We start from the raw sequence: 18,751 nt of genomic DNA, 5'->3' as shown, positions 1-18,751 counted from the left end.
GCCGGTCACCGCGGAGGGCGGAGGGACCGGCCGCTTCGGTCGCGGGGCAGACCCGTGAGGTTCGGGGTGACGTTCCGCGCCTCCGGGGCGGACCTCCACCGGTGGAGAGCCGCTGCCAAGCGGTGGGCTCGAAGTACATGCCCACCGCGAGGCACCATGACGGCGCCACCCGTTGCACCAAGCACCGCGTGATCGCAGCGGTTCCGCCGCCACATGGGCGAGTCGGACCAGGCTACGACAGGACCACAGAGACAGGGTGGGCATGACAGCTTCGGCTGGATTCGACGGCATCGGCTTGCCCGGGGCTTCCTTCCGGGTTCTCGGAACCCTTGAGGTGGGCGGCGAACTGGGCGCCGTGCACGTGACACCGGGACGATCCGGCCGTGGCTGTGACACGCCTCCCAAACTCGTTCAGGTCACGCGCAGTCGCCGCCGGTGCGCGTGAGCCGGGTACACACCGAGGACACGCACCTCTGACGAGAAGAAGCGCAACTCCTGCAGGGCGAGTTTCACTCCGGGCTCCTCGGGGTGCCCCTCGATCTCCGCGTAGAACCGGCTCGCCTGCAGACCCGCACCCACCTGGTAGCTCTCGATCTTGGTGAGGTTCACGGCACTGCTCGCGAAACCGCCGAGCGCCTTGTAGAGAGAGCTGGGAATGTTCCGCACGCAGAAGAACACACTCGTCATCGTCGGCTCGTCCGTGTACGGCGCAACCGCACTCTCCCGCGAGAGGACGACGAACCGCGTCGTGTTGTCGGGTTCGTCCTCCACCCCCGACCGCAGAACCTCCAGCCCGTACATCTGCGCGGCAGCCGGCGGGGCGAGGGCCGCGTGCCGAGGATCGTCCAGTTCGGCCACCTCTCGCGCCGCCCCTGCGGTGTCGTCGCTGACCAGGGCGCGCCAGCCACCCTCTCGGAGCACCCTCCGGCACTGCCCCAGCGCGTGTACGTGACTGCGTACGCACTCCACTTGGTCGAGGGACGCGCCGGGCACGCCCATGAGGTCGAAGTGGATGGCCAGGAAGTACTCGGCGACGATGAAGAGTCCGGATTCCGGCAGCAGGTGATGTACGTCCGCGACGCGCCCTGCCACTGAGTTGTCCACCGGAATCACGGCGACGTCGGCGGCACCGTGGATGACCGCGTCCAGTGCCTGATCGAAGCTCGGACAGGCCAGTTCGCTGCCCGCCGGGTACAGCGCATGCGCGGCCATCGAGGAGTTCGACCCGGGTTCACCCTGATAGGCGACGGTTGTCATGCCGGCCCTTCCGTTCGATGGTGGTGCCGGCCGGTCGTGAAGTCCTCGACGAATCGCGTGGCCTGCAGGATCGGTGTCGCCGCCTCGATCAGGTAGCCCAAGGGGTGCCGGCCGTCCTGCCCGACGAGCGTGATGGCCCCTTCGTAGGCGCCTGCCACCACATGTCTGGCCACGCTCAGGGCCCGTGCCAGTGGACCCACCGCACGGGCGGTGCCTCCGGGTGCGTCTCTCAAGCCGTACAGCGTCGACCTGAGGGTTGCCTGCTCGCCGTGCATCAAGGCGGCCAGATCGGCTGCGGGGACGGCGGCGGCCGGGGCGGCGTCGGCCAGGCGGGCCAGCACATAGGTGAGGCGCCGGGCCGCCCCCAAGGCCATGGCCGTGACGGCGACACTGAGGAAGTCGGCGTCGCTCTCCTTGAGGGGCACGCCTGACCGACTGGTGGTCAGTCCGGCAGGTATATACGCGTCGACCAGGTCGAGGAGGCCCGCCGGCGCGCGCGTTCCGGTCTGTCCGGACAGCAAACGCGCCCTGCCGGACATGACGAAGAGATCGACTCCGCCCGCGTGCACCGTGCGCTGAGTGGCATGCCCGGCGGGAACCATGGAGAGGGCCACCCAGTCGGGCTGTCGGTTCGAGGTCAGGTGCCAGCGACCGGAGACCCAGAAACCTCCGTCCACGGGCCTGACCAAGGGACCGATACCAGGTTCGACGACAGGAAAGGCGACAGCCAGCGAAGCAGCCCAGTTCCACGTGCGAGTGAACACGTCCCAGGTCGTGGACGCATCCCGGTATGCGGCCGAGTCGAAGTGGTCGTGCACGTCGAGCAGATCCGAGCCCGGTCCAGTCGTATGCGGGCTACCGCTGAGCGGGGCCTGCTGCGCATTTCTGATCAACTCTCACCTTCACACGGACGTCGTCGGCACGAGTCCCACGAGAACTGCCGTCCCCGGCTGCCGCCGCCGGTACGCGTCCTTGGTCGGGCGATGACGACGAGCGGACGACTCGCGCGTGGCAATCCGGTTCCTTCCACTGACGCCACGCATGGGCGGGGCACCAATGTTCATGTGAGTACCGCCACAGGCGCCGTCCGGCTGGCCGCTTGAGTCTGAATCGGGTTGCGCGGCAGCCACCGTCCGTGTGACGGCAGGGCACACCAACGGCATGTGGCGCACATGTGTTTTACCGGCGAATCAAGCGCCGTGTGCGGTGTGCTCCTTGCGGACACAAACACAAGCTTGCATCACCAGCTTGACCGGTGATGGTGGGGTATGGAAATGTCATCGCGCAGAAGCGGACGTCCCCGGGAAAGACCGTCGGAGCGCCGCCACCCGACAGTCCACTCACGATGGAGATCCCATGATCAACAGGCGTACCTTCACCAAGGCCGCCGGCCTCGGCAGCGGCATGGCCGCGGTCTCACTCGCCGGGTTCCCGGCCAGTGCGAAGGCCTCGACCGACCGCCGGAGCGGTGCCGGTGGGCCTGCGCCGACAGTGCCCACCGTGACTCCCGGGACGCACACCTCGTTCGACCGGATCAAGCACGTCAGGGCCGGAGTGCTCAACGTCGGCTACGCCGAGGCCGGGCCGGCGCACGGCCCCGTCGTCATCTGCCTGCACGGCTGGCCCTACGACATTCACAGCTTCGTCGATGTCGCCCCGCTGCTGGCGGCACAGGGGTACCGGGTCATCGTGCCCTTCCTGCGCGGCCATGGCACGACCCGCTTCCTGTCCGCTCGCACCTTCCGCAACGCGCAGCAGTCGGCCATCGCCCTGGACATCATCGCCCTGATGGACGCGCTCAAGATCGATCAGGCCCTGCTCGCCGGTTTCGACTGGGGCACGCGCACGGCCGACATCATCGCCGCCCTGTGGCCGGAGCGGGTCAAGGGACTCGTGTCGGTGAGCGGTTACATCATCACCAACGTCGAGGCCCAGAAGCAGCCCATCCCGCCCAAGGCGGAGTACGCCTGGTGGTACCAGTACTACTTCGCGACGGAGCGGGGCCGCCTCGCCATGGAGAACAAGACGAACCGGCACGACCTGTGCCGTCTGGTCTGGGACACCGTCTCCCCCACGTGGGACTTCGACGACGCCACATTCGAGCGCACCGCCGCCGCGTTCGAGAACCCCGACTACGCGGCGATCGTGATCCACAACTACCGCTGGCGGCTCGGTCTCGCCGACGGAGAGGCTCGCTACGAGCGCTATGAGCGACAGCTCGCCACCCGCCCCGTCATCGAAGTGCCCACCATCACCCTCGACGCCGAGCGCGATCCGTTCACCGCCCCCGGCAACGGTGCCTCGTATCGCGACAGGTTCACGGGCAAGTACGCCCACCGAACGCTGACCGGTATCGGTCACAACCTGCCGCAGGAGGCTCCCACGGCCTTCGCGCAGGCGGTGGTCGACGTCGACCACCTGTGAGGTGTCGCGCGGGGGGGGCCTCCGCCTACCGTCCTCACGCGGGCCACTGTGCGTCCTGAGTGCCGTTGCGGACGAACGCGCACAGGCAGCTCCCTCGGATCACTGAATCCGATGAACTGAACCCACCGCTCTGGGCATCCCGGTAGGTAGGTCCATGACCCCCGGTCCAGATGACGTCCAACGGGATGCCGACTGCGAGGCAACGGATATGCGTATTTGACAGGTCAAGGTTACCCTCTTTTACTTGGGTTACGTCAGGTGATCGGCTACTCGTGAAGTGGCTCAACGACGGCCGCCCGGACAATCCGGCCGCGAAGCAGCAAGTGTGCCAGAGGCCGGAATCGCCCGGTCCCCAGGCGTTGTCCGACCACTGCTGAGGAACGGCGACTGCTCCATGGACGCCAAGGTGTACTACTCGGTTCTCGGCACCGTGCGCGCCATGCGCGGGCACACCCGGCTCGATGTGGGCCCCCCCAAGCGTCTGGCACTACTGTCTCTGCTGGTGCTCCGGGCGCCCGGCCCGGTCTCCCTGCGGGACGCGGTCGATGTCCTTTGGGACGACGAGCCACCGGTCAGCGCCGTCAACATCGTCCACCGGAACATCAGCGCACTGCGCAAACTGCTGGAACCCGGATTGAGCAACCGCGCCCCGGCCGAACGCCTGTCGCGGTCCGCCGACGGATACCGCCTCCTCCTCGACGCGTCGACATCCGATCTACTGCGCTTCCGCGAGCTCCGCACCCGGGCACAACTCGCGGCGAAGGACGGCGACGCCGCGGAAGCCGCCCTGCACTTCACCGATGCCCTGCGGCTCTGGCGCAGTCCGGTGGTGGCCGACGGCACGTACGTCTCCCAGCACCCCGCGTTCACCTCGGTGGGCCGCGAATTCGTGGCCGCAGTCAAGGAGGCGGCCGATGTCGTCCTGACCGCGGCCCCGGCATCGACGGAGGAGGTGCTGATGGCCCTGCGGCGGGCGGTGGAGGGACACCCGTTCGACGAGGCGCTGCATGCCCACATCATCACCGCCTTGGCCACCACCGGCCGGCAGGCCGAGGCCCTGGAGCAGTTCGAGCGTATCCGTCGCACCCTGGCCGATGAGCTGGGCGTCGAGCCCGGTTCCGCCCTGCGTTCCGTCCAGCAACGTTTCCTGCGCAAGCGCCGGCAGAGCTCCACGCCGATGCGCCAGACCGGACCGGTGGCCCTCGAACCGGTTCATCTGCCTCACACTTTTGTGCCCTTCGTCGGCCGGGCCGAGGTCCTGAACCGCTGTCGGCAATTCCTGCCGACAGCGGCTCTTGGCAGCTCCGCGGCTGCCACGGTCGTCGCGGTGGGCGGCATGGCGGGAGTCGGGAAGACCACCCTGGCCGTGCACTGGGCTCGCCAGAGCACTGAACACTTTCCCGACGGGCAGATCCATGTGGATCTCCAGGGTTACCACCCCACACGGGCCCCCCTCAGTGCCGCGCAGGCCATGCGCGCGGTGCTCGATGCCCTCGAAGTCCGTCCGGCAGGGGAAGACCACGACGAAGCAGCGCTCGGCTCCGTCTACCGAAGCGCACTCGCCCGACGGCGGTTGCTCCTGCTCCTCGACGACGCGCGGGAATGCGAACAGGTACGTCCTCTATTGGCCGCGGCAGCGGGCAGCCTGGTGATCGTCACCAGCCGACGGCGCTTGGAGGGACTGGCGGTAACCCATGACGCGCGCCTCGTCACCCTCACCCCCATGACTCGTGAAGAGGGCGTTGAACTGCTCGGAAGCCGCATCGGAATGGAGCGGGTGCGCGCCGAGCGGGCCCACGCGGACGCGATAGCCGAGCGCTGCGACGGGCTGCCCCTGGCGCTGGCCATGGCGGGCACCCGTGCCTCGATGCGTACCAGGTTCTCCCTCGCCTCTCTCGCCTCGGAGCTGCGGGAGGGGCTGGTGGCCCTGTCCAGTCACGACGCCCGCACCGATACGGCCACCGCGTTCCGACGTTCGTACGACGCGCTGAGTGCCGACGCGGCAAGGCTCTTCCGCCTGCTCAGTCTGCACCCGTCCCGCGAATGCACCCTCGGAGCCGCCGCCAGTCTGACGGGAGGCGGCCTGCGCACGGTACGTGAGAACCTGGCGGAGCTCCTCGATCACCATCTGCTCGCGGAAGTGGCTCCTGACCGGTACACCCAGTATGAGCTGCTGCGCTCGTTCGCGGCCGACGTCAGCGCGACCGTGGACACGAGTGAGGTGCGCTCCGCCGCTCGTGCCCGGATGCTCGAGCACTACCTCTACAGCGCCGATGCCGCCACCGCCCTCCTCACACCGCACCGGAGAACGGTGATCCTGCCGCCGCCACGCCCGGGCGTCCGGCCCCAGGAATTCGACGGGCGCACCGACGCCGCCGACTGGGTCGTCGCCGAGAGGTCTCTCCTGCCGACACTCGACCACCACCTCCGCCATCATCCCCAAGGGCAGTCGTTCAGGTCGCACTTGAAGGCCATGCTGGCGACGCCCTTCCCTGCGGGCCGGCGTTGAGCGTTTTCCGGGCCCCCGGGGTGCGCCCGTGCCGACGCACCCGGGGGCACCGCCCCGCGCCGCTCAGGCTGCGCCGGGCTGAAGCACGCGACGCAGCTGGCGCAGAGCGTTGTGCTGCCGAGACTTGACGGTGCCTGCGGGGATACCGAGGAGGGCGGCCGTCTCCTTGATCGTGCGATCGCAGAGGTAGATGTGCACGAGGACAGCCCGATGCTCCGGAGACAGCAGGCGAAGCGAGGGCCGAGTCACCATGGCGTCGTGCACTGCTTCGAGTCCCTCACCCATCGCCGGCGGGTCGTGGTAGGAGGCGCCTACGACTTCCTTGCGAATGTGCGGCTTCCTCACCCAGTCGACCACCAGGTGACGTGTGACGGTGAACAGCCAACCACGTAGGGACCCGTCCCTCGTCAGCAGCCGGTCGGTGTTGCGCCAAGCGCGGATGAGTGTCTCCTGAACGATGTCCTCGGCCAGTCCTCGGTCACCCAGCATCTTCTCGGCGTATGAGACGAGGGCGTCCCGATGTTCCCTCATGATGAACCCGAGCAGATCCGGCCGGGGCGTTTCTGTGGGGGGCGTAGCCATGATCTGAGCCATCCTGCATTTCTGTTCATGCTGATCGGAGGCCGGTGGGGTGCCTCCTCATGCGCACCGTAGGCATGACCGGGTGCCTGAAAACTGTCGCTTTTATGACGCTTCAGTGATCTCGCCGGCCGGAAGGGGACCGGGGACTCCGTCGGACGCTCTCAGCAGGCGCGACGCCCGCCGAGAGCGTCCCACACGAGCCGGTCCACATGGCAACACGAGACGGCGGCGGCTCCGGTTCACACCTTCGGGGAAATTCGTGACCACCCGCATGCGGACTGGTGCCGATCGGCGCTCTCCCTCGGTGCCGCAAGGCGGGAGTGTGGTGGGTGCCGAGAGCCGCCATTCGAGCCGGAGACCGCGCCGCATATCTGAGCGGAAGGTCACCTCGATGACATAGGTCCGTCTCGGACGCAGCGGCATGGGTACGATGCGGCAAAATCATCCATGTAAGGGAGTGAACGGTTGTGACCAGCCAATCAACCGACACGCTCCGGTCGCGGTATGTTGAACGGGCCGCGTCGGACTTGGAAGAAAACCGACATCAGCAGGAGGAACTGGCCAAGGCTCTCGTGCGGTTGAAGCACGAGGAAGCCCTTCTGGTCGACATCCTGAGTCTCGCTGAGCGTCATGAGGGCCTGCTCGGAACAGCGGAATTGCCCCCTCAGAAAGGGTCCGGGACAGATATTCCGGCCGGACGGCCTGTGCAGCCTCCGGAGCAGCAGACGACGCGACGCTCGGCGCACCTGAGGGAACGCCGGCTCAAAAGGGTCCTGGCAGAGTCGGGCGCGAAGGGGAAGTCGCGTCAGCCTCTCGGGGAGATTTTGACGGCACTGCTTGGTGCCCACGCGGAACCGCGCCTCGCCAAGGAGCTGCACGCTGAGCTGACGGCCAAGCACCCTGACCGGTCGCCGACGCCACAAGTGGTGCGGAACACCTTGGAGTCGCTCGTCGCCAAGGGGCAGGTCCAGCGCCACAAGCAACAGCGTTCGGTCATGTACACCCTCGCGGACGATGCACGCGGCGGCGTTCCGGCGGAAGAAGGCGACGCCGGAGCCACGGAAAGCTAGACCTTCCGGACGTGACCCGGCGGCCGGAAGCGTTCCGGGAGCCCCGGGCCGGCCGGATCCTCGCACCGCCGCTCGCCGACAGCGCGAAGGAACAGTCCGCCTCTCCTGGCTCGCCGGGTCACCAGAAGCCTCTCCCGCATTCGACACACGTGTTTCCGAGTTAAGACGAATGGTCATCTCAGGCAAGCGGCGGATGGGGAACGGGCGCGGCCATTCAGCCACTCATCTGCGGTCAGTTCACGCGGAGCCAACAAGACCATATCCATGCGTCTTCGGGGAACGAACTCGCCCATTAGACTGCGTCCATGGCAGACGCGACGACGATCAATCCCCTCAACGCGGACGAGGAGGCCTTCCTTCGCGCTCTGGGCAGAGTAATGGCGGCGCTCCCTCGAGTCGTCGATGCGGACATGCTCGAGGAACATCCGATCACCAGTACCGAGTACACGGTCCTGGTGCATCTCTCCGAGGTCCCGCACCACCAGATGCGCATGAGCGAACTGGCCACGATGTGCGGCCTTTCGCTCAGCGGCATGACGCGGGTTGTCAACCGTCTCGAAGCGCAGTCACTCGTCCAGCGCCAGCGGAGTCCGGAGGACGGGAGGGCCTGGCTGGCCATTCTCACCGACTCCGGATGGGAAATGCTGCGGCAGGCATGGCCGACGAACCTCGCCAGTGTGCGCCGCCACATCTTCTCCCGACTGGAAGGCTGTGACGTCGCGGCTGCCGCCGAAGTGCTGGAACGCATAGCGGCCCCCTGACGCGCGGTGGACGAGAGTGGAACCGGCCGGGGCCCCATGGGTCGGGCGGCCGGCTCTCAGCATCGGGAAGCTTTTCGGTAGCCCAGGCCGGCGGCCGGAGGGGCCGTGGGCTCCGACGAGCATGACCGCGGTCCCAGGGCACGGCTGAGTGAGGTTCTTGTCCAGTGCAGCGCGCCCCGGCGAGCGGGCTTGTCATCGTCTCGAAGGACTCGCCACCGCGTCACCACCGGGGCGCCCCGGACTGGCGGTCCGGCCGCTGCGGCCTTGAACTTCCCCGGCCCTTCGGTCTCGACGGCGGCGAGCCTCTCCCCCACCCCGGTCGGCGGCTTGAGTCAGGTTTTCGCCGATCAGGGCGTTGCCACCGAAGCAGGCTCGTAATCAGCAGACCTCCCCGGGAAAATTGCCCGTGCAAGCGGTAGGTCGTAAGATTGCTTCGTCAAACAATCTAAGAGTGGAAGGAGCCGACAGCACAGTCGGCGCTCACGGACCGAGATCCGGATCGCACTGCCAACGGTTCGAAGAATCGGATGCGGACACCGAAAGGGCTCGGCCGATCGGCTCCTTCTGCCTGAACAGGAGCCTTCTGATGACGTTCCAGCCGACGCCGGCCAAGGACGCGGTGCGACCACTGAACGCGGACGAGGAGGCCGTCGTCCGATCCCTGCCCCACCTGATCTACGCCCTGCCACGCTCCATCGACGCCGACATGATGCAGGAACAGCGCATGTCCGCCACGGAGTACCTGACCTTGATGCATCTGTCAGAGGCACCCAAGCGCCGTCTGCGCATGGGCGACCTCTCCACAGCGTGTGAAATGTCGCTCAGCGGCACGACCCGCGTCGTCCACAGGTTGGAGAAGGAGGGCTTCATCCAGCGCGTGCGGTGCGATCAGGACGGCCGCAGCTGGTATGCGGCCCTGACCGAAGCCGGCTTCGCGAGACTGGAGGAGGCCTGGCCGACGAACCTGGCGGCCGTGCGTCGCCACTTCCTCGATCACCTCGCCGGAATAGACCTGAAGTCACTTGCCACCGCGCTGCAGAAGGTCGCCATGTGATCACGCTCGCCCTCCCCCACGGTGCCCGCGCCGCCACGGAAGGAGCCGGCGGTTCGTTCACATCGTCGGTGGCCGTGGGTTGATCACGACTTCCTCTTCGGGGCAGGTCATGTCGGGCCGGCTCCGTCCCCATAGCCGGTGCGCCACTCCATGTGCGGCGAGGGTTGACCAAACTAGACCGGTCGTCTATCTTCAGAGGACCGGTCGACTAGCGTGCCGGAAAGTGACCTGAGGAGCATCATGAGCAACACCGGGCAGAAGGTCGCCGTCATCACAGGCGCATCGCAGGGTATCGGCGCGGGCCTCGTGGAGGCCTACCGCAAGCAGGGCTGGGCCGTGGTCGCCACCTCGCGGACCATCGCCGAATCACAGGACGACCAGATCCTCACCGTGCAGGGCGACATCGCGGACCGTGCCACCGCCGAGCGGGTCATCGCCGCCGGCCTGGAGCGGTTCGGGCGCATCGACACGCTCGTGAACAATGCGGGCATCTTCCTCTCCAAGGAGTTCACCGACTTCACCGAAGCCGATTACGACGCGGTGCTCGGAGTCAACGTCGCCGGCTTCTTCCGGATCTCACAGCTCGCGGTCGAGCAGATGCTGAAACAGGGAGGCGGCCACATCGTGCAGATCACCACCAGCTTGGTCGAGCACCCCAACTCGAACGTCCCTTCCTTGCTGGCCTCGCTCTCCAAGGGAGGTCTCCAGGCCGCCACCAAGGCCCTGGCCATCGAGTACGCGTCCAGGAACATTCGCTCCAACGCGGTGGCCCTCGGCACGATCAAGACCCCCATGCACCCGGAGGAACACCACGAGACCCTCGCGGGTCTGCACCCGGTCGGTCGCATGGGTGAGATCGGCGACATCACCGATGCGGTGCTCTACCTGGAGAACGCTCCCTTCGTCACCGGGGCCATCCTGCCCGTCGACGGTGGCCAGACGGCGGGACACTGACCGCCGGAATCCCTTCGGTCGGACACGCCCTCCCGATGCGACCGACTCGCCCGACCCGCTCGCAGAGGGATCTCCATCCCTCTGCGCACGACGGATACGGACCGGGTGAGCGGACGTGTGCCCCGCACCCGCACTCCTGCCACAGCCGCCGGCCGTGGGTGCTCAATGCGCATGAGTGAGCTGGGCGCAGCAGGCATGCACTGGGCTTCTCCCCTCGGAGGTCAGAACCCACGCCAGAGGGTGTCGAACCCCCCTCTCTCGACCGACCGGCGTTGCCGTTCGGCGGCCAGTTGAGTGATGGCCTGGTGGACGTCGGCAAGGACGGCGATCTCGTCCTCATCGAGGCCGTCGAGCGCGTCTTCAGGCGGCGGTTCTGCGATTCCCGCAGCGGCTGCGAGGTGGGTGAGAACGGGATCGCCCGCGACCAGCCGGTCGGTCGCACTGCACAGCACGTGAGGGCCTACAACCGGGGCTGCCTGACGGAAGGGACGTCGGTAAGCCCGCGCCTGTGGCTCCGGCAAGGTCGCGCGGAGAGCGATTCGGTAGCGCGCGGCGAGGTCACGGCCCCGGCGCCACAGCCACCTCTCCACGGTTTCGTGGGGGGCGTCCCGAGTGATCTCCGAGGCGGCTTCGATCAGCATCGGATTCTCTGTTCGTGGCGCGGCTGCCGGCACGATCCGGTCGCGCATGAGGACGACGGCGTGCAGATCTGCGAGGTCGATGAGTTCGGCTCCTGCCAAGGCCAGCGACAAGTCGCCCTGCTCGAAGTCCGGCGCGGCGCCGGGAACGGCAGCGAGGGCCGCCAGGTGCAGGGCTGTTGCCACGTACGACTCCAGATGGGGCTGGAAGACCGCCGCCGGTCACGGCGAGGGCCGGCCTGACACGCATGGGATACCCGAAGCGAGCCCATCGCCGTTCCTCACCGGAGCTTCCTCCGCTCAAGGTAAACACGGCGGCGGCTGCGGCGCTCCTTCCCCGCCCATGGTCGTCGTTCGGAGGGGTGAACGCCTCCGGTGGCCCGGTTGCCCCGGCGAGACGCCGGGCGCGGCCGGGGAAGGCGGTCACGCTGATGCAGCCCCGCCCGGCGCCCGGCGCCCGTGGGGATCGTCGCCGGGAAGCCATGCAGCCGGGCCGTCGAGCCCCAGCTCGGCCGGTTCCCGGCGCAGTGCTTCCGCCACGGCTCGGACTTCGGCACGGTCGTCGTCAGCCCGCCACACCAGGGACCACGTCCAGTAGATGTCCGGGGCGACGACGGGCACTCGTGTCAGGTCGGAGGGAAGGTCGGCGTCGTGGTTCTTCGGGTTGTCGACGACGGGACGGCGACTGCGACGGACGCGTTCGAAGAACGCCTGCCCGGTGAGGCTGCTTCCGGAGACCCGGACCGCTCGGGCTCCGGTCGCGCGGGACACCTGCTCGGCGTAAGTGTTCCACGACTGCCAGGTGGGGTCGTCGTCGAGGAGGAGCAGGGTGTCCTCGGCAGCCACCTCGCCCAGGTCCTTCTGCGAGGTGACAGCGTGCAGTCGATGGGCACCGACGAGCGCGGCCCGCAGTCCGAGCGTCTCCAGGTCACCGGTCCGCACCCAGCACACGGCGAGGTCGAGACTGCCGTCCGCCACCCGGGCCGCCTGGGTGTGGGAGGGTGCGACCCATGGGTCGGTGTGCACCTGAGCCACCGCGGAAGTGCGGGCGCTCAGGTCGGGCGGCAGCCACTGGACGTAGGCCAGCCGCAACGGCTTCGAACCGGACAACTGCCGGGCACGATGCTGCAGACCGTCGGCTCGGGACACGAGATCCCGGGTCTCGGGAAGCAGGGAGGAACCGGCTTCCGTGAGGGTGACCGAGCGGCGGTCGCGGTTGAACAGCCGCACACCCAGGTCGCGTTCGAGGGCTTTGATCTGCTGCGACAAGGACGGGCCGGCGATCCGCAAGCGGGCCGCGGCCCGTGCGTAGTTGAGTTCCTCGGCAACAGCAACGAAGTACCGCAGTTGGCGCAGCTCCACGGTCGTCATGCTACTCCGGGGCTGCTCAGCGCCTTCTCGGACGGAGGGCTGAGCCATCGAGGTGATCTATCGGGCCGGTCGCTCCCCGGGACGGGCACCGGGGCAAGGGTCGGTAGGAGACGTCGTCTCCGCGTCGAGGATGCCCGGACCGTCCGCCCGCTCAGGAACGACGTGCACCGGGTCAGTGCTTCCACCCGAGGAACAAGCGTGGTTGTCCGATTCGGAAGATGGTTCAGGCGTTCCCGCGGCGGGAGACGAGGCGATGTCGGCCGGCCGGCGGCACAGCCACAGCAGGCACAGGACGAGACACCCCCGGCTCCGGTGGCCAATGCCGCCGGCGTACCGGATCCGGTACTGGCCGTCCCGTGGGGGATCCGTGTGGCCGCGGAGGTGATCTGGCGCCTCCTCGTCATCGCCGCCGGTATCTGGGTTCTCGCGCGAGTCCTGGGCTCGGTACGCGTCCTCGTGTTCGCGTTCGTCGCTTCGCTGCTGATCAGCGCGCTGCTTCAACCCACCGTCTCCCGGCTTCACCGGCACAGGGTGCCGAAGGGACTGGCGACGGTCTGCACGGCGCTGTGCGGTTTCCTCTTTCTGGGGCTCGTCGGTTGGTTCGTGGTCTGGCAGGTGATGAGCAATCTCGGTGAGCTGTCCGATCGCCTGCAGGACGGCACCGAGGATCTCAGGCGCTGGCTGGCCGACGGGCCGTTCCACGTCACGCAAGCGCAGATCGACGATTTCACCGAGATGCTGCGCGACGGCTCCGGCGCCGGCGGGCAGAACCTCACCGATGTCGGGATCCACGGCGTCACCCTCGTGGCCGAACTCGTCACGGGCGCTCTGCTGGCGCTGTTCTCGACGCTCTTCCTGCTCTACGACGGACCACGTATCTGGAACTGGAGCCTGAAGCTGATTCCTGCATCAGCGCGACCCGCGCTTGCGGGAGCCGGCAGTCATGCGTGGCGCACTCTCACGGCCTACGTCCACGGCACGGTCGTCATCGCTTTCATCGACGCCCTCTGCATCGGTCTGGGCATCTTCGCGCTGGGTGTGCCTCTCGCCCTGCCGCTCGCCGTCGTCATCTTCCTCGGCGCGTTCGTCCCGCTGGTCGGCGCCGTGATCTCGGGGGCACTGGCCGTGGTCATCGCCTTCGTGACAGAGGGCCTGTTCACGGCGTTGCTGGTGCTGCTCGTCGTACTCGGTGTGCAACAGCTCGAGGGGCACATCCTTCAGCCCTTCATCCTCGGCCGCGCCGTACGGGTGCATCCGCTGGCCATCATTTTCTCGGTGGCGGCAGGCGGTCTCGTCGCCGGTGTCGGCGGCGCTGTCGTGGCCGTGCCTTTGGTGGCGGTGCTCAACACCGTGGTAGGCGAGCTGAGGCACCACGACCCGGCCCGGAATGCCCAAGCCCCGCATCCGGTGCCCGCCGCCGAGAAGGACCGGTGAGGGCGGGCGGCGGTAGGACGCGGACAGGATCCGGTGCTCTTCGCGCGGGACGCCCGGGCACCGGGCACCCCGTCGCCGCCTGGCCGAAGCCGATCGCCGCGGACACCCGGCCCAGGCAAGACCGTCGCCTGGCTCAGCGATCGGCTCGGGCATGCGGTGGCCGCCCACGCACACCGGGGAAGTGCGTGCGGGGCGACCACCTTCCTGCCGGCAGGACCAGCCACAACTTCCCTGCGGCAGGAGCTTCGGATCGCACCGACCGGCCTCGCAGGTCCGGCCTCGGTCCTGCGAGCCGAACCGATCAGGCCCGACCGACGGCTGCTGGGAGTCGGGGTGCTGGGTTCGGCCGCGCCGTCGGCACGGCTCGTGAGGCAGCGGTCCTCAGCGGCCGTCGGCGGTCGGCGTCAGTGCGACGGCACGGGCCTCACGGACCAGGCGGCCGCGTTCCGTGGCCGGGAAGCGGTTCAGCATGGCCGCCAGTTCCTCGGCGCCGACATTGGCCCCGAACGGCTCCGTTCCCGGCTGAAGGCGCACCCCCTCCGAAAGGGGACCCGCCTCGACCGGGTCGAAGCCGAGCTCGTCGACCAGGCGGGTGACGCGGCGCAGGGCTTCCGGATCGTCGGCGGCCACGGCGATCGCCTTGCGTCCGGCTGCTCCAGCCGGCGCGGCCCCGTCCTCGAGGTCGTGGTAACCCATGTGGTTGAACGCCTTGACCACCTTCGACTCGGTCAGGAAGTCCTGTACGAGTTCACTGGTGGAGATGCGTGGATCGGTGAAGTCGTCGCGCACGCCGTCGACCTCCCACCAGTAGTTCATCGCGTCCACGACGAGCTTGCCCCGCAAGGCGTCGACGGGGACGGCCCGGTACTTGCTCAGGGGCAAGGCCAGAATCACCACGTCCGCCTGACTCGCCGCCTCGGCCGCGGTGACCGCGACGGCTCCCGGGGCCAGGACCTCGACGGTGAGGGCGATCCTGTCGGGGTCGCCCGAGCCCGCGACGAGTACGTGATGGCCCGCGGCGACGGCCAGCCTGGCCAGCACCGTTCCTACTTTTCCGGCGCCCAGGATGCCGATCGTGGATCCCTGTTCGGTGCTCATTCCCTCTCCTTACGCACGCCGGTCGGCGAGGATGTCGCGGACCATGGGGATGACCTTCGTGCCGTAGAGCTCGACGGAACGAAGGCGGTCGCTGATCGACTGCGTGCCGGCGGTGTAGATGAGGTCGAACCGGCCGACACCGAGTTCCCGTACAGTGCCGGCGATCTTGCGCGCGACCGTCTCGGGCGAACCGATGTACAGGGAGCCGTGTGCGATCTCGGCTTCGTACTCCTCCCGGCGTATCGGCGGCCATCCGCGCAGCTCGCCGATCCGGTCACGGATCGCCCGGTAGCCCGGCCAGTGCGCCTCGCGTGCCTGCTGGTCGCTGTCCGCGACGAAGCCGGGCGAGTGCATGGCGACCGGGTGGGCCGTGGTGCCGAACTGCGCCGTGGCGCGTTCGTAGAGGTCGATATAGGGGGCGAAACGTGTGGGGGAACCGCCGATGATGGCGATCATCAGAGGGAGACCGTGACGAGCGGTACGCACGACCGACTGCGGCGAACCACCGACGCCCACCCAGGTCGTCAGGTGCCCCGACTCGGTCGTCGGATAGACCTCCGCGTTGTCGAGGGCGGCTCGCACGGTGCCCTTCCAGGTGACGGGCTCCTCCTTCAGCAACTGCACGAAGAGGTCGAGCTTCTCCTCGAACAGCACGTCGTAGTCGGCCAGGTCGTAACCGAACAGAGGGAACGACTCGGTGAAGGAGCCGCGGCCGAGGATGACCTCGGCCCGCCCGTTGCTGAGCGCGTCGAGTGTCGCGAACCGCTGGAAGACCCGCACGGGGTCGTCGGAACTGAGGACCGTGACGCCCGAGGACAGTCGGATGCGCTTGGTTCGGGTGGCGATGCCGGCGAGGACGGTCTCGGGGGTGCTGACCGAGTACTCCGGGCGGTGGTGCTCACCGAGTGCCAGGACGTCCACGCCGAGGTCGTCGGCGAGCACGGCCTCGGTGACGGTCTGCCGGATGGACCTGGCATGCGAGACGAGCGCACCCGAGTCGTCCCGGGGCACGTCACCGAACGTGTCCAGACCGAATACGAGATCAGACATGTGTGCGTTCCTTACTGAGTATCTCGCGCACCCGAGGGGCGACCTCACGGCCCAGCAGCTCGATCGTGCGGGCCCGGGCCTGGCGGGGCAGGTGCATGACGTCGTACTTGAGGTCGAAGCGGCTCAGATGAAGGTCACGGGCCACTGTGGCGATCTTGCGTGCGACGCTCTCCGGGGATCCGACGAAAAGCGCCCCGTGCTCGAGCTCGGCCTCGTAGCGTGCCCGGTCCGGCGTGTAGAAGCCGCGTTCCTCCGAGAGTCGGCGCACCACCGGCTCCCAGTACCGCCACCAGGTCTCGACCGCCTCCTCGTCGGTGTCGGCGATGAGCCCCAGCGAGTGCTGCCCGATCGGTTGCGGATCGTGCCCGGCCTGTTGGAGCCCTCGACGGTAAAGCTCCACGTGACTGCGGAAACGCCGGGGGCGTCCGCCGATCACGGCCAGCATCAGGGGCAACCCGTAGCGGGCGGCCCGGACGACGGAGCTGGGGCTGCCGCCCACACCGATCCAGGTGGGAATCCCGCCCGGGCGCATCCGCGGCCGCAGGACCTGTTCGGTGACCGGGGGCCGGGTCGCACCGGTCCACGTCACCTTCTCCTCCCGCTGCAGACGCATGAACAGTTCGAGCTTCTCGTCGAAGAGTCGCTCGTAGTCGGTGAGGTCGTAACCGAACAGGGGGAAGGATTCCGTGGCCGAGGCACGCCCGAGAACCAGCTGGGCGCGGCCGTTCGACACCGCGTCGAGCGTCGCGAACTCGTGGTAGAGCCGCACCGGATCGTTGGTGCTCAGCACGGTGACGGAGGTGCCGAGGCGCAGGCGTTCCGTGGCGGTGGCCATGGCGGAGAGCAGGACGGGGGTGGCACTGTCGACGTGGCCCGGCCGGTAGTGCTCACCGACACTGAAGACGTCCACCCCGGAGTCCTCGGCCAGCCGGGCCTCCTCGACGAGGAGACGGACGGTTTCTGCGTCATCGAGCGTCCGGCCGTTGTCGGTGGCGACCTCTCCGAAAGAGTTCAGCCCGATCTCGAAGGCGTTGGCTCCCATGGCTCCTCCCGGGGCTGCTCCCAGCGGTCAGCCTGAGAGCTATTGCTTGACGCGTCAAGCATACCTCTTTTGCTTGACGCGTCAATTAGACCGGGGTAGTCCACTTCACGATGCCGGGCTTGGGCTTCGGCTACCCGAAGCCCCTTGACACTGGCCCTACGCGCCCGGCCCGCCCGCTGGGCGCCCAGGTCTGTCGTTTGGATCAGGCCGGCTGCTCGGCTCGGCTCGGCTCCTGTCGCCGACCCGAGCGGGCCTGGTGCGTCCAGATGCAAGGCGGAAGAGGGCGCCAACGCGGAGCGTCGGCAACCGACCACAACACCACAGATGGGCGCGCCAGGCCGCATGCTTGGATCCCGCAGGGTGGACATGCGTGCGCAACGCGTGAGCGGCCCGCCGGCCGGGCGTCGCCCGCGACGCCGGGATGCTCCGAACGACAGGCCCCCAGGCGCCACGCTTCGTCAAGTTCTCAGCCGACCGCACGACGCGCCTGTCGGAGGCCGCCCGAGATTGCATCGATGGCCCGGACCGCGGCCAGCCACTTGAGTGACGTGTACGGAAACGGCGCCGTGAAAAGGCCGATCCCCGAGAGTCACCCCGTCTTTCTCTCAGCCGAGCTTGGAGACCTGGTAGTGGCCGATCAGCCACTCCCCGTCAACGCGCCTGAGCACGATGCTGAGATTGACGGAGATGGTCGGGCGGTCGACGAAGGAGAAGTCGACAGCGAGGTATCCGAGGAGCACGTCGTCGGCCAGCTCGCGGGTCTCAAGGACCTCGTAGGCCGCCGTCAGGCCCAGCGGCTGGGATTCGTAGTACTCAGCGACGCCCGGGCGTCCGACGCTGTACGGATGCAGCCCCTGGAAGATCGCGTCCTCGGTGAAGCATGCGGCTACTTCCTGCGGCGCGTGCGTGTCGACCCCCGCCTTCCAACGGTCCATGACACCGCGCAGGATGCTCCGATGTGTCTCTGTGCTCTGCATCAGGTACTCCTGTTCGTCGAGGCGGAACTGGCCACCTCTGGATCGGTCCTGGCGACTGGGGCCCCGCCGAGGAGGTCAGGCGGCGCGGCCCGGATCGTTCGGGTGGGACTGCAGTGGCGTGATCACTGCGCTCATCCAGGGCCACAAGGGCAGGCTCCCGAGAACGTTCGCGCGCAGATCCGCTTCGTCGTCGGCGAGCCAGATGCCGACGCTGCGAAGCTCTCCCACCGGGCGCCACAACCGGAACAAACGCCCCTGAGCTGCCAGCTCCCCGGCACGTACTGCTTCGGCGGCCCGACGCCGGTCAACCTCCGCCGGGTCGGTCCCCTCGGGAACGACAGTGGTCAGTTCGACCATGAACTCCTTCATGATCTGTTCCTCTCTGATCTGGTGACGGCGGTACCGAGCACGGGCACCGGCCACGGAGCCTCACCTTGCCTGCCGCCCGCACCGGGGTGGCTCGGCACCTACATGATCCGCCCGTTCTCTCCGGTCGACACTCGAACCGGCGCCGGGCGGGCGTCGGAGTA

17 protein-coding genes are annotated in these 18,751 nt (G+C 68.1%); 7 read left to right on the top strand and 10 right to left on the bottom strand.

The genetic code is table 11. The annotated features are described in order from the left end of the window. Positions 1 to 411: 411 nt before the first annotated feature. Both ACZ4M5_RS27285 and ACZ4M5_RS27280 read right to left on the bottom strand, forming a co-directional pair. Positions 412 to 1,257: a prephenate dehydratase gene (locus ACZ4M5_RS27285; RefSeq protein WP_467740440.1), complete on the bottom strand. Its 846-nt coding sequence runs from the start codon at positions 1,255 to 1,257 to the stop codon at positions 412 to 414. After that, complete coding sequence (locus ACZ4M5_RS27280) at positions 1,254 to 2,075, bottom strand: hypothetical protein (protein ID WP_467740439.1); 822 nt, start codon at positions 2,073 to 2,075, stop codon at positions 1,254 to 1,256. The genes ACZ4M5_RS27285 and ACZ4M5_RS27280 overlap by 4 nt, the downstream gene beginning before the upstream one ends. Before the next feature lie 538 nt (positions 2,076 to 2,613). Between ACZ4M5_RS27280 and ACZ4M5_RS27275 the strand changes: the two genes are divergently transcribed. Together ACZ4M5_RS27275 and ACZ4M5_RS27270 are read left to right on the top strand one after the other, a co-directional pair. Beyond that, complete coding sequence (locus ACZ4M5_RS27275; RefSeq protein ID WP_467740438.1) at positions 2,614 to 3,681, top strand: alpha/beta fold hydrolase; 1,068 nt, start codon at positions 2,614 to 2,616, stop codon at positions 3,679 to 3,681. 394 nt (positions 3,682 to 4,075) lie between these two features. Next, positions 4,076 to 6,190, top strand: coding sequence for an AfsR/SARP family transcriptional regulator (locus ACZ4M5_RS27270; RefSeq protein ID WP_467740437.1), 2,115 nt, complete (start codon positions 4,076 to 4,078; stop codon positions 6,188 to 6,190). A gap of 63 nt (positions 6,191 to 6,253) precedes the next feature. Here the strand turns inward: ACZ4M5_RS27270 and ACZ4M5_RS27265 are convergent, their stop codons facing one another. After that, positions 6,254 to 6,784 (bottom strand): sigma-70 family RNA polymerase sigma factor, encoded by a 531-nt coding sequence (locus ACZ4M5_RS27265; RefSeq protein WP_467740436.1) that lies wholly within the window; start codon positions 6,782 to 6,784, stop codon positions 6,254 to 6,256. A 455-nt stretch (positions 6,785 to 7,239) separates the two neighbouring features. On the opposite strand from ACZ4M5_RS27265, the gene ACZ4M5_RS27260 reads away from it, so the two are divergent. The 4 genes from ACZ4M5_RS27260 (at position 7,240) to ACZ4M5_RS27245 (ending at position 10,611) form a co-directional block, all read left to right on the top strand. Then, positions 7,240 to 7,842 (top strand): hypothetical protein, encoded by a 603-nt coding sequence (locus tag ACZ4M5_RS27260; protein WP_467740435.1) that lies wholly within the window; start codon positions 7,240 to 7,242, stop codon positions 7,840 to 7,842. Positions 7,843 to 8,147: 305 nt separating this feature from the next. Next, positions 8,148 to 8,603, top strand: a complete 456-nt coding sequence (locus tag ACZ4M5_RS27255) for a MarR family winged helix-turn-helix transcriptional regulator (RefSeq protein WP_467740434.1) — start codon at positions 8,148 to 8,150, stop codon at positions 8,601 to 8,603. A 586-nt stretch (positions 8,604 to 9,189) separates the two neighbouring features. Further along, positions 9,190 to 9,657 (top strand): MarR family winged helix-turn-helix transcriptional regulator, encoded by a 468-nt coding sequence (locus tag ACZ4M5_RS27250; protein WP_467740433.1) that lies wholly within the window; start codon positions 9,190 to 9,192, stop codon positions 9,655 to 9,657. Between the two features lie 240 nt (positions 9,658 to 9,897). Then, on the top strand, positions 9,898 to 10,611 hold the full coding sequence (locus ACZ4M5_RS27245; protein ID WP_467740432.1) for an SDR family NAD(P)-dependent oxidoreductase: 714 nt from the start codon (positions 9,898 to 9,900) through the stop codon (positions 10,609 to 10,611). Between the two features lie 221 nt (positions 10,612 to 10,832). On the opposite strand, the gene ACZ4M5_RS27240 is transcribed toward ACZ4M5_RS27245, so the two are convergent. Further along, complete coding sequence (locus tag ACZ4M5_RS27240; RefSeq protein ID WP_467740431.1) at positions 10,833 to 11,435, bottom strand: GPP34 family phosphoprotein; 603 nt, start codon at positions 11,433 to 11,435, stop codon at positions 10,833 to 10,835. 237 nt (positions 11,436 to 11,672) lie between these two features. Further along, positions 11,673 to 12,620 (bottom strand): LysR family transcriptional regulator, encoded by a 948-nt coding sequence (locus ACZ4M5_RS27235; RefSeq protein WP_467740430.1) that lies wholly within the window; start codon positions 12,618 to 12,620, stop codon positions 11,673 to 11,675. A 312-nt stretch (positions 12,621 to 12,932) separates the two neighbouring features. On the opposite strand from ACZ4M5_RS27235, the gene ACZ4M5_RS27230 reads away from it, so the two are divergent. Next, positions 12,933 to 14,054, top strand: a complete 1,122-nt coding sequence (locus ACZ4M5_RS27230) for an AI-2E family transporter (RefSeq protein ID WP_467740429.1) — start codon at positions 12,933 to 12,935, stop codon at positions 14,052 to 14,054. 381 nt (positions 14,055 to 14,435) lie between these two features. Here the strand turns inward: ACZ4M5_RS27230 and ACZ4M5_RS27225 are convergent, their stop codons facing one another. From ACZ4M5_RS27225 to ACZ4M5_RS27205, 5 genes are all read right to left on the bottom strand, one after another. After that, on the bottom strand, positions 14,436 to 15,152 hold the full coding sequence (locus tag ACZ4M5_RS27225) for an NADPH-dependent F420 reductase (RefSeq protein WP_467740428.1): 717 nt from the start codon (positions 15,150 to 15,152) through the stop codon (positions 14,436 to 14,438). Between the two features lie 9 nt (positions 15,153 to 15,161). Then, a complete protein-coding gene (locus ACZ4M5_RS27220; protein WP_467740427.1) occupies positions 15,162 to 16,202 on the bottom strand; it encodes an LLM class flavin-dependent oxidoreductase in 1,041 nt (346 codons plus the stop codon). Beyond that, entirely contained in the window at positions 16,195 to 17,244 is a 1,050-nt protein-coding gene (locus ACZ4M5_RS27215) for an LLM class flavin-dependent oxidoreductase (RefSeq protein ID WP_467740426.1), read from the bottom strand. Before ACZ4M5_RS27215 ends, ACZ4M5_RS27220 begins: the two co-directional genes overlap by 8 nt. A 605-nt stretch (positions 17,245 to 17,849) precedes the next feature. Beyond that, entirely contained in the window at positions 17,850 to 18,221 is a 372-nt protein-coding gene (locus tag ACZ4M5_RS27210) for a nuclear transport factor 2 family protein (RefSeq protein WP_467740425.1), read from the bottom strand. A gap of 75 nt (positions 18,222 to 18,296) precedes the next feature. Then, positions 18,297 to 18,590: a muconolactone Delta-isomerase family protein gene (locus ACZ4M5_RS27205; RefSeq protein ID WP_145828889.1), complete on the bottom strand. Its 294-nt coding sequence runs from the start codon at positions 18,588 to 18,590 to the stop codon at positions 18,297 to 18,299. Between the last annotated feature and the right edge of the window lie 161 nt (positions 18,591 to 18,751).

The organism is Streptomyces sp. NPDC026246, from assembly GCF_055567995.1.
Note: the sequence above shows the minus strand (reverse complement) of the source record. Positions and strands in the feature narration are given on the sequence as shown.

Coding starts and splice junctions, on each gene's coding strand:
- ACZ4M5_RS27285 (WP_467740440.1), bottom strand. CDS start 1,257: ATGACAACCGTCGCCTATCAGGGTGAACCCGGGTCGAACTCCTCGATG.
- ACZ4M5_RS27275 (WP_467740438.1), top strand. CDS start 2,614: ATGATCAACAGGCGTACCTTCACCAAGGCCGCCGGCCTCGGCAGCGGC.
- ACZ4M5_RS27270 (WP_467740437.1), top strand. CDS start 4,076: ATGGACGCCAAGGTGTACTACTCGGTTCTCGGCACCGTGCGCGCCATG.
- ACZ4M5_RS27265 (WP_467740436.1), bottom strand. CDS start 6,784: ATGGCTCAGATCATGGCTACGCCCCCCACAGAAACGCCCCGGCCGGAT.
- ACZ4M5_RS27255 (WP_467740434.1), top strand. CDS start 8,148: ATGGCAGACGCGACGACGATCAATCCCCTCAACGCGGACGAGGAGGCC.
- ACZ4M5_RS27250 (WP_467740433.1), top strand. CDS start 9,190: ATGACGTTCCAGCCGACGCCGGCCAAGGACGCGGTGCGACCACTGAAC.
- ACZ4M5_RS27245 (WP_467740432.1), top strand. CDS start 9,898: ATGAGCAACACCGGGCAGAAGGTCGCCGTCATCACAGGCGCATCGCAG.
- ACZ4M5_RS27235 (WP_467740430.1), bottom strand. CDS start 12,620: ATGACGACCGTGGAGCTGCGCCAACTGCGGTACTTCGTTGCTGTTGCC.
- ACZ4M5_RS27225 (WP_467740428.1), bottom strand. CDS start 15,152: ATGAGCACCGAACAGGGATCCACGATCGGCATCCTGGGCGCCGGAAAA.
- ACZ4M5_RS27220 (WP_467740427.1), bottom strand. CDS start 16,202: ATGTCTGATCTCGTATTCGGTCTGGACACGTTCGGTGACGTGCCCCGG.
- ACZ4M5_RS27215 (WP_467740426.1), bottom strand. CDS start 17,244: ATGGGAGCCAACGCCTTCGAGATCGGGCTGAACTCTTTCGGAGAGGTC.
- ACZ4M5_RS27210 (WP_467740425.1), bottom strand. CDS start 18,221: ATGCAGAGCACAGAGACACATCGGAGCATCCTGCGCGGTGTCATGGAC.
- ACZ4M5_RS27205 (WP_145828889.1), bottom strand. CDS start 18,590: ATGAAGGAGTTCATGGTCGAACTGACCACTGTCGTTCCCGAGGGGACC.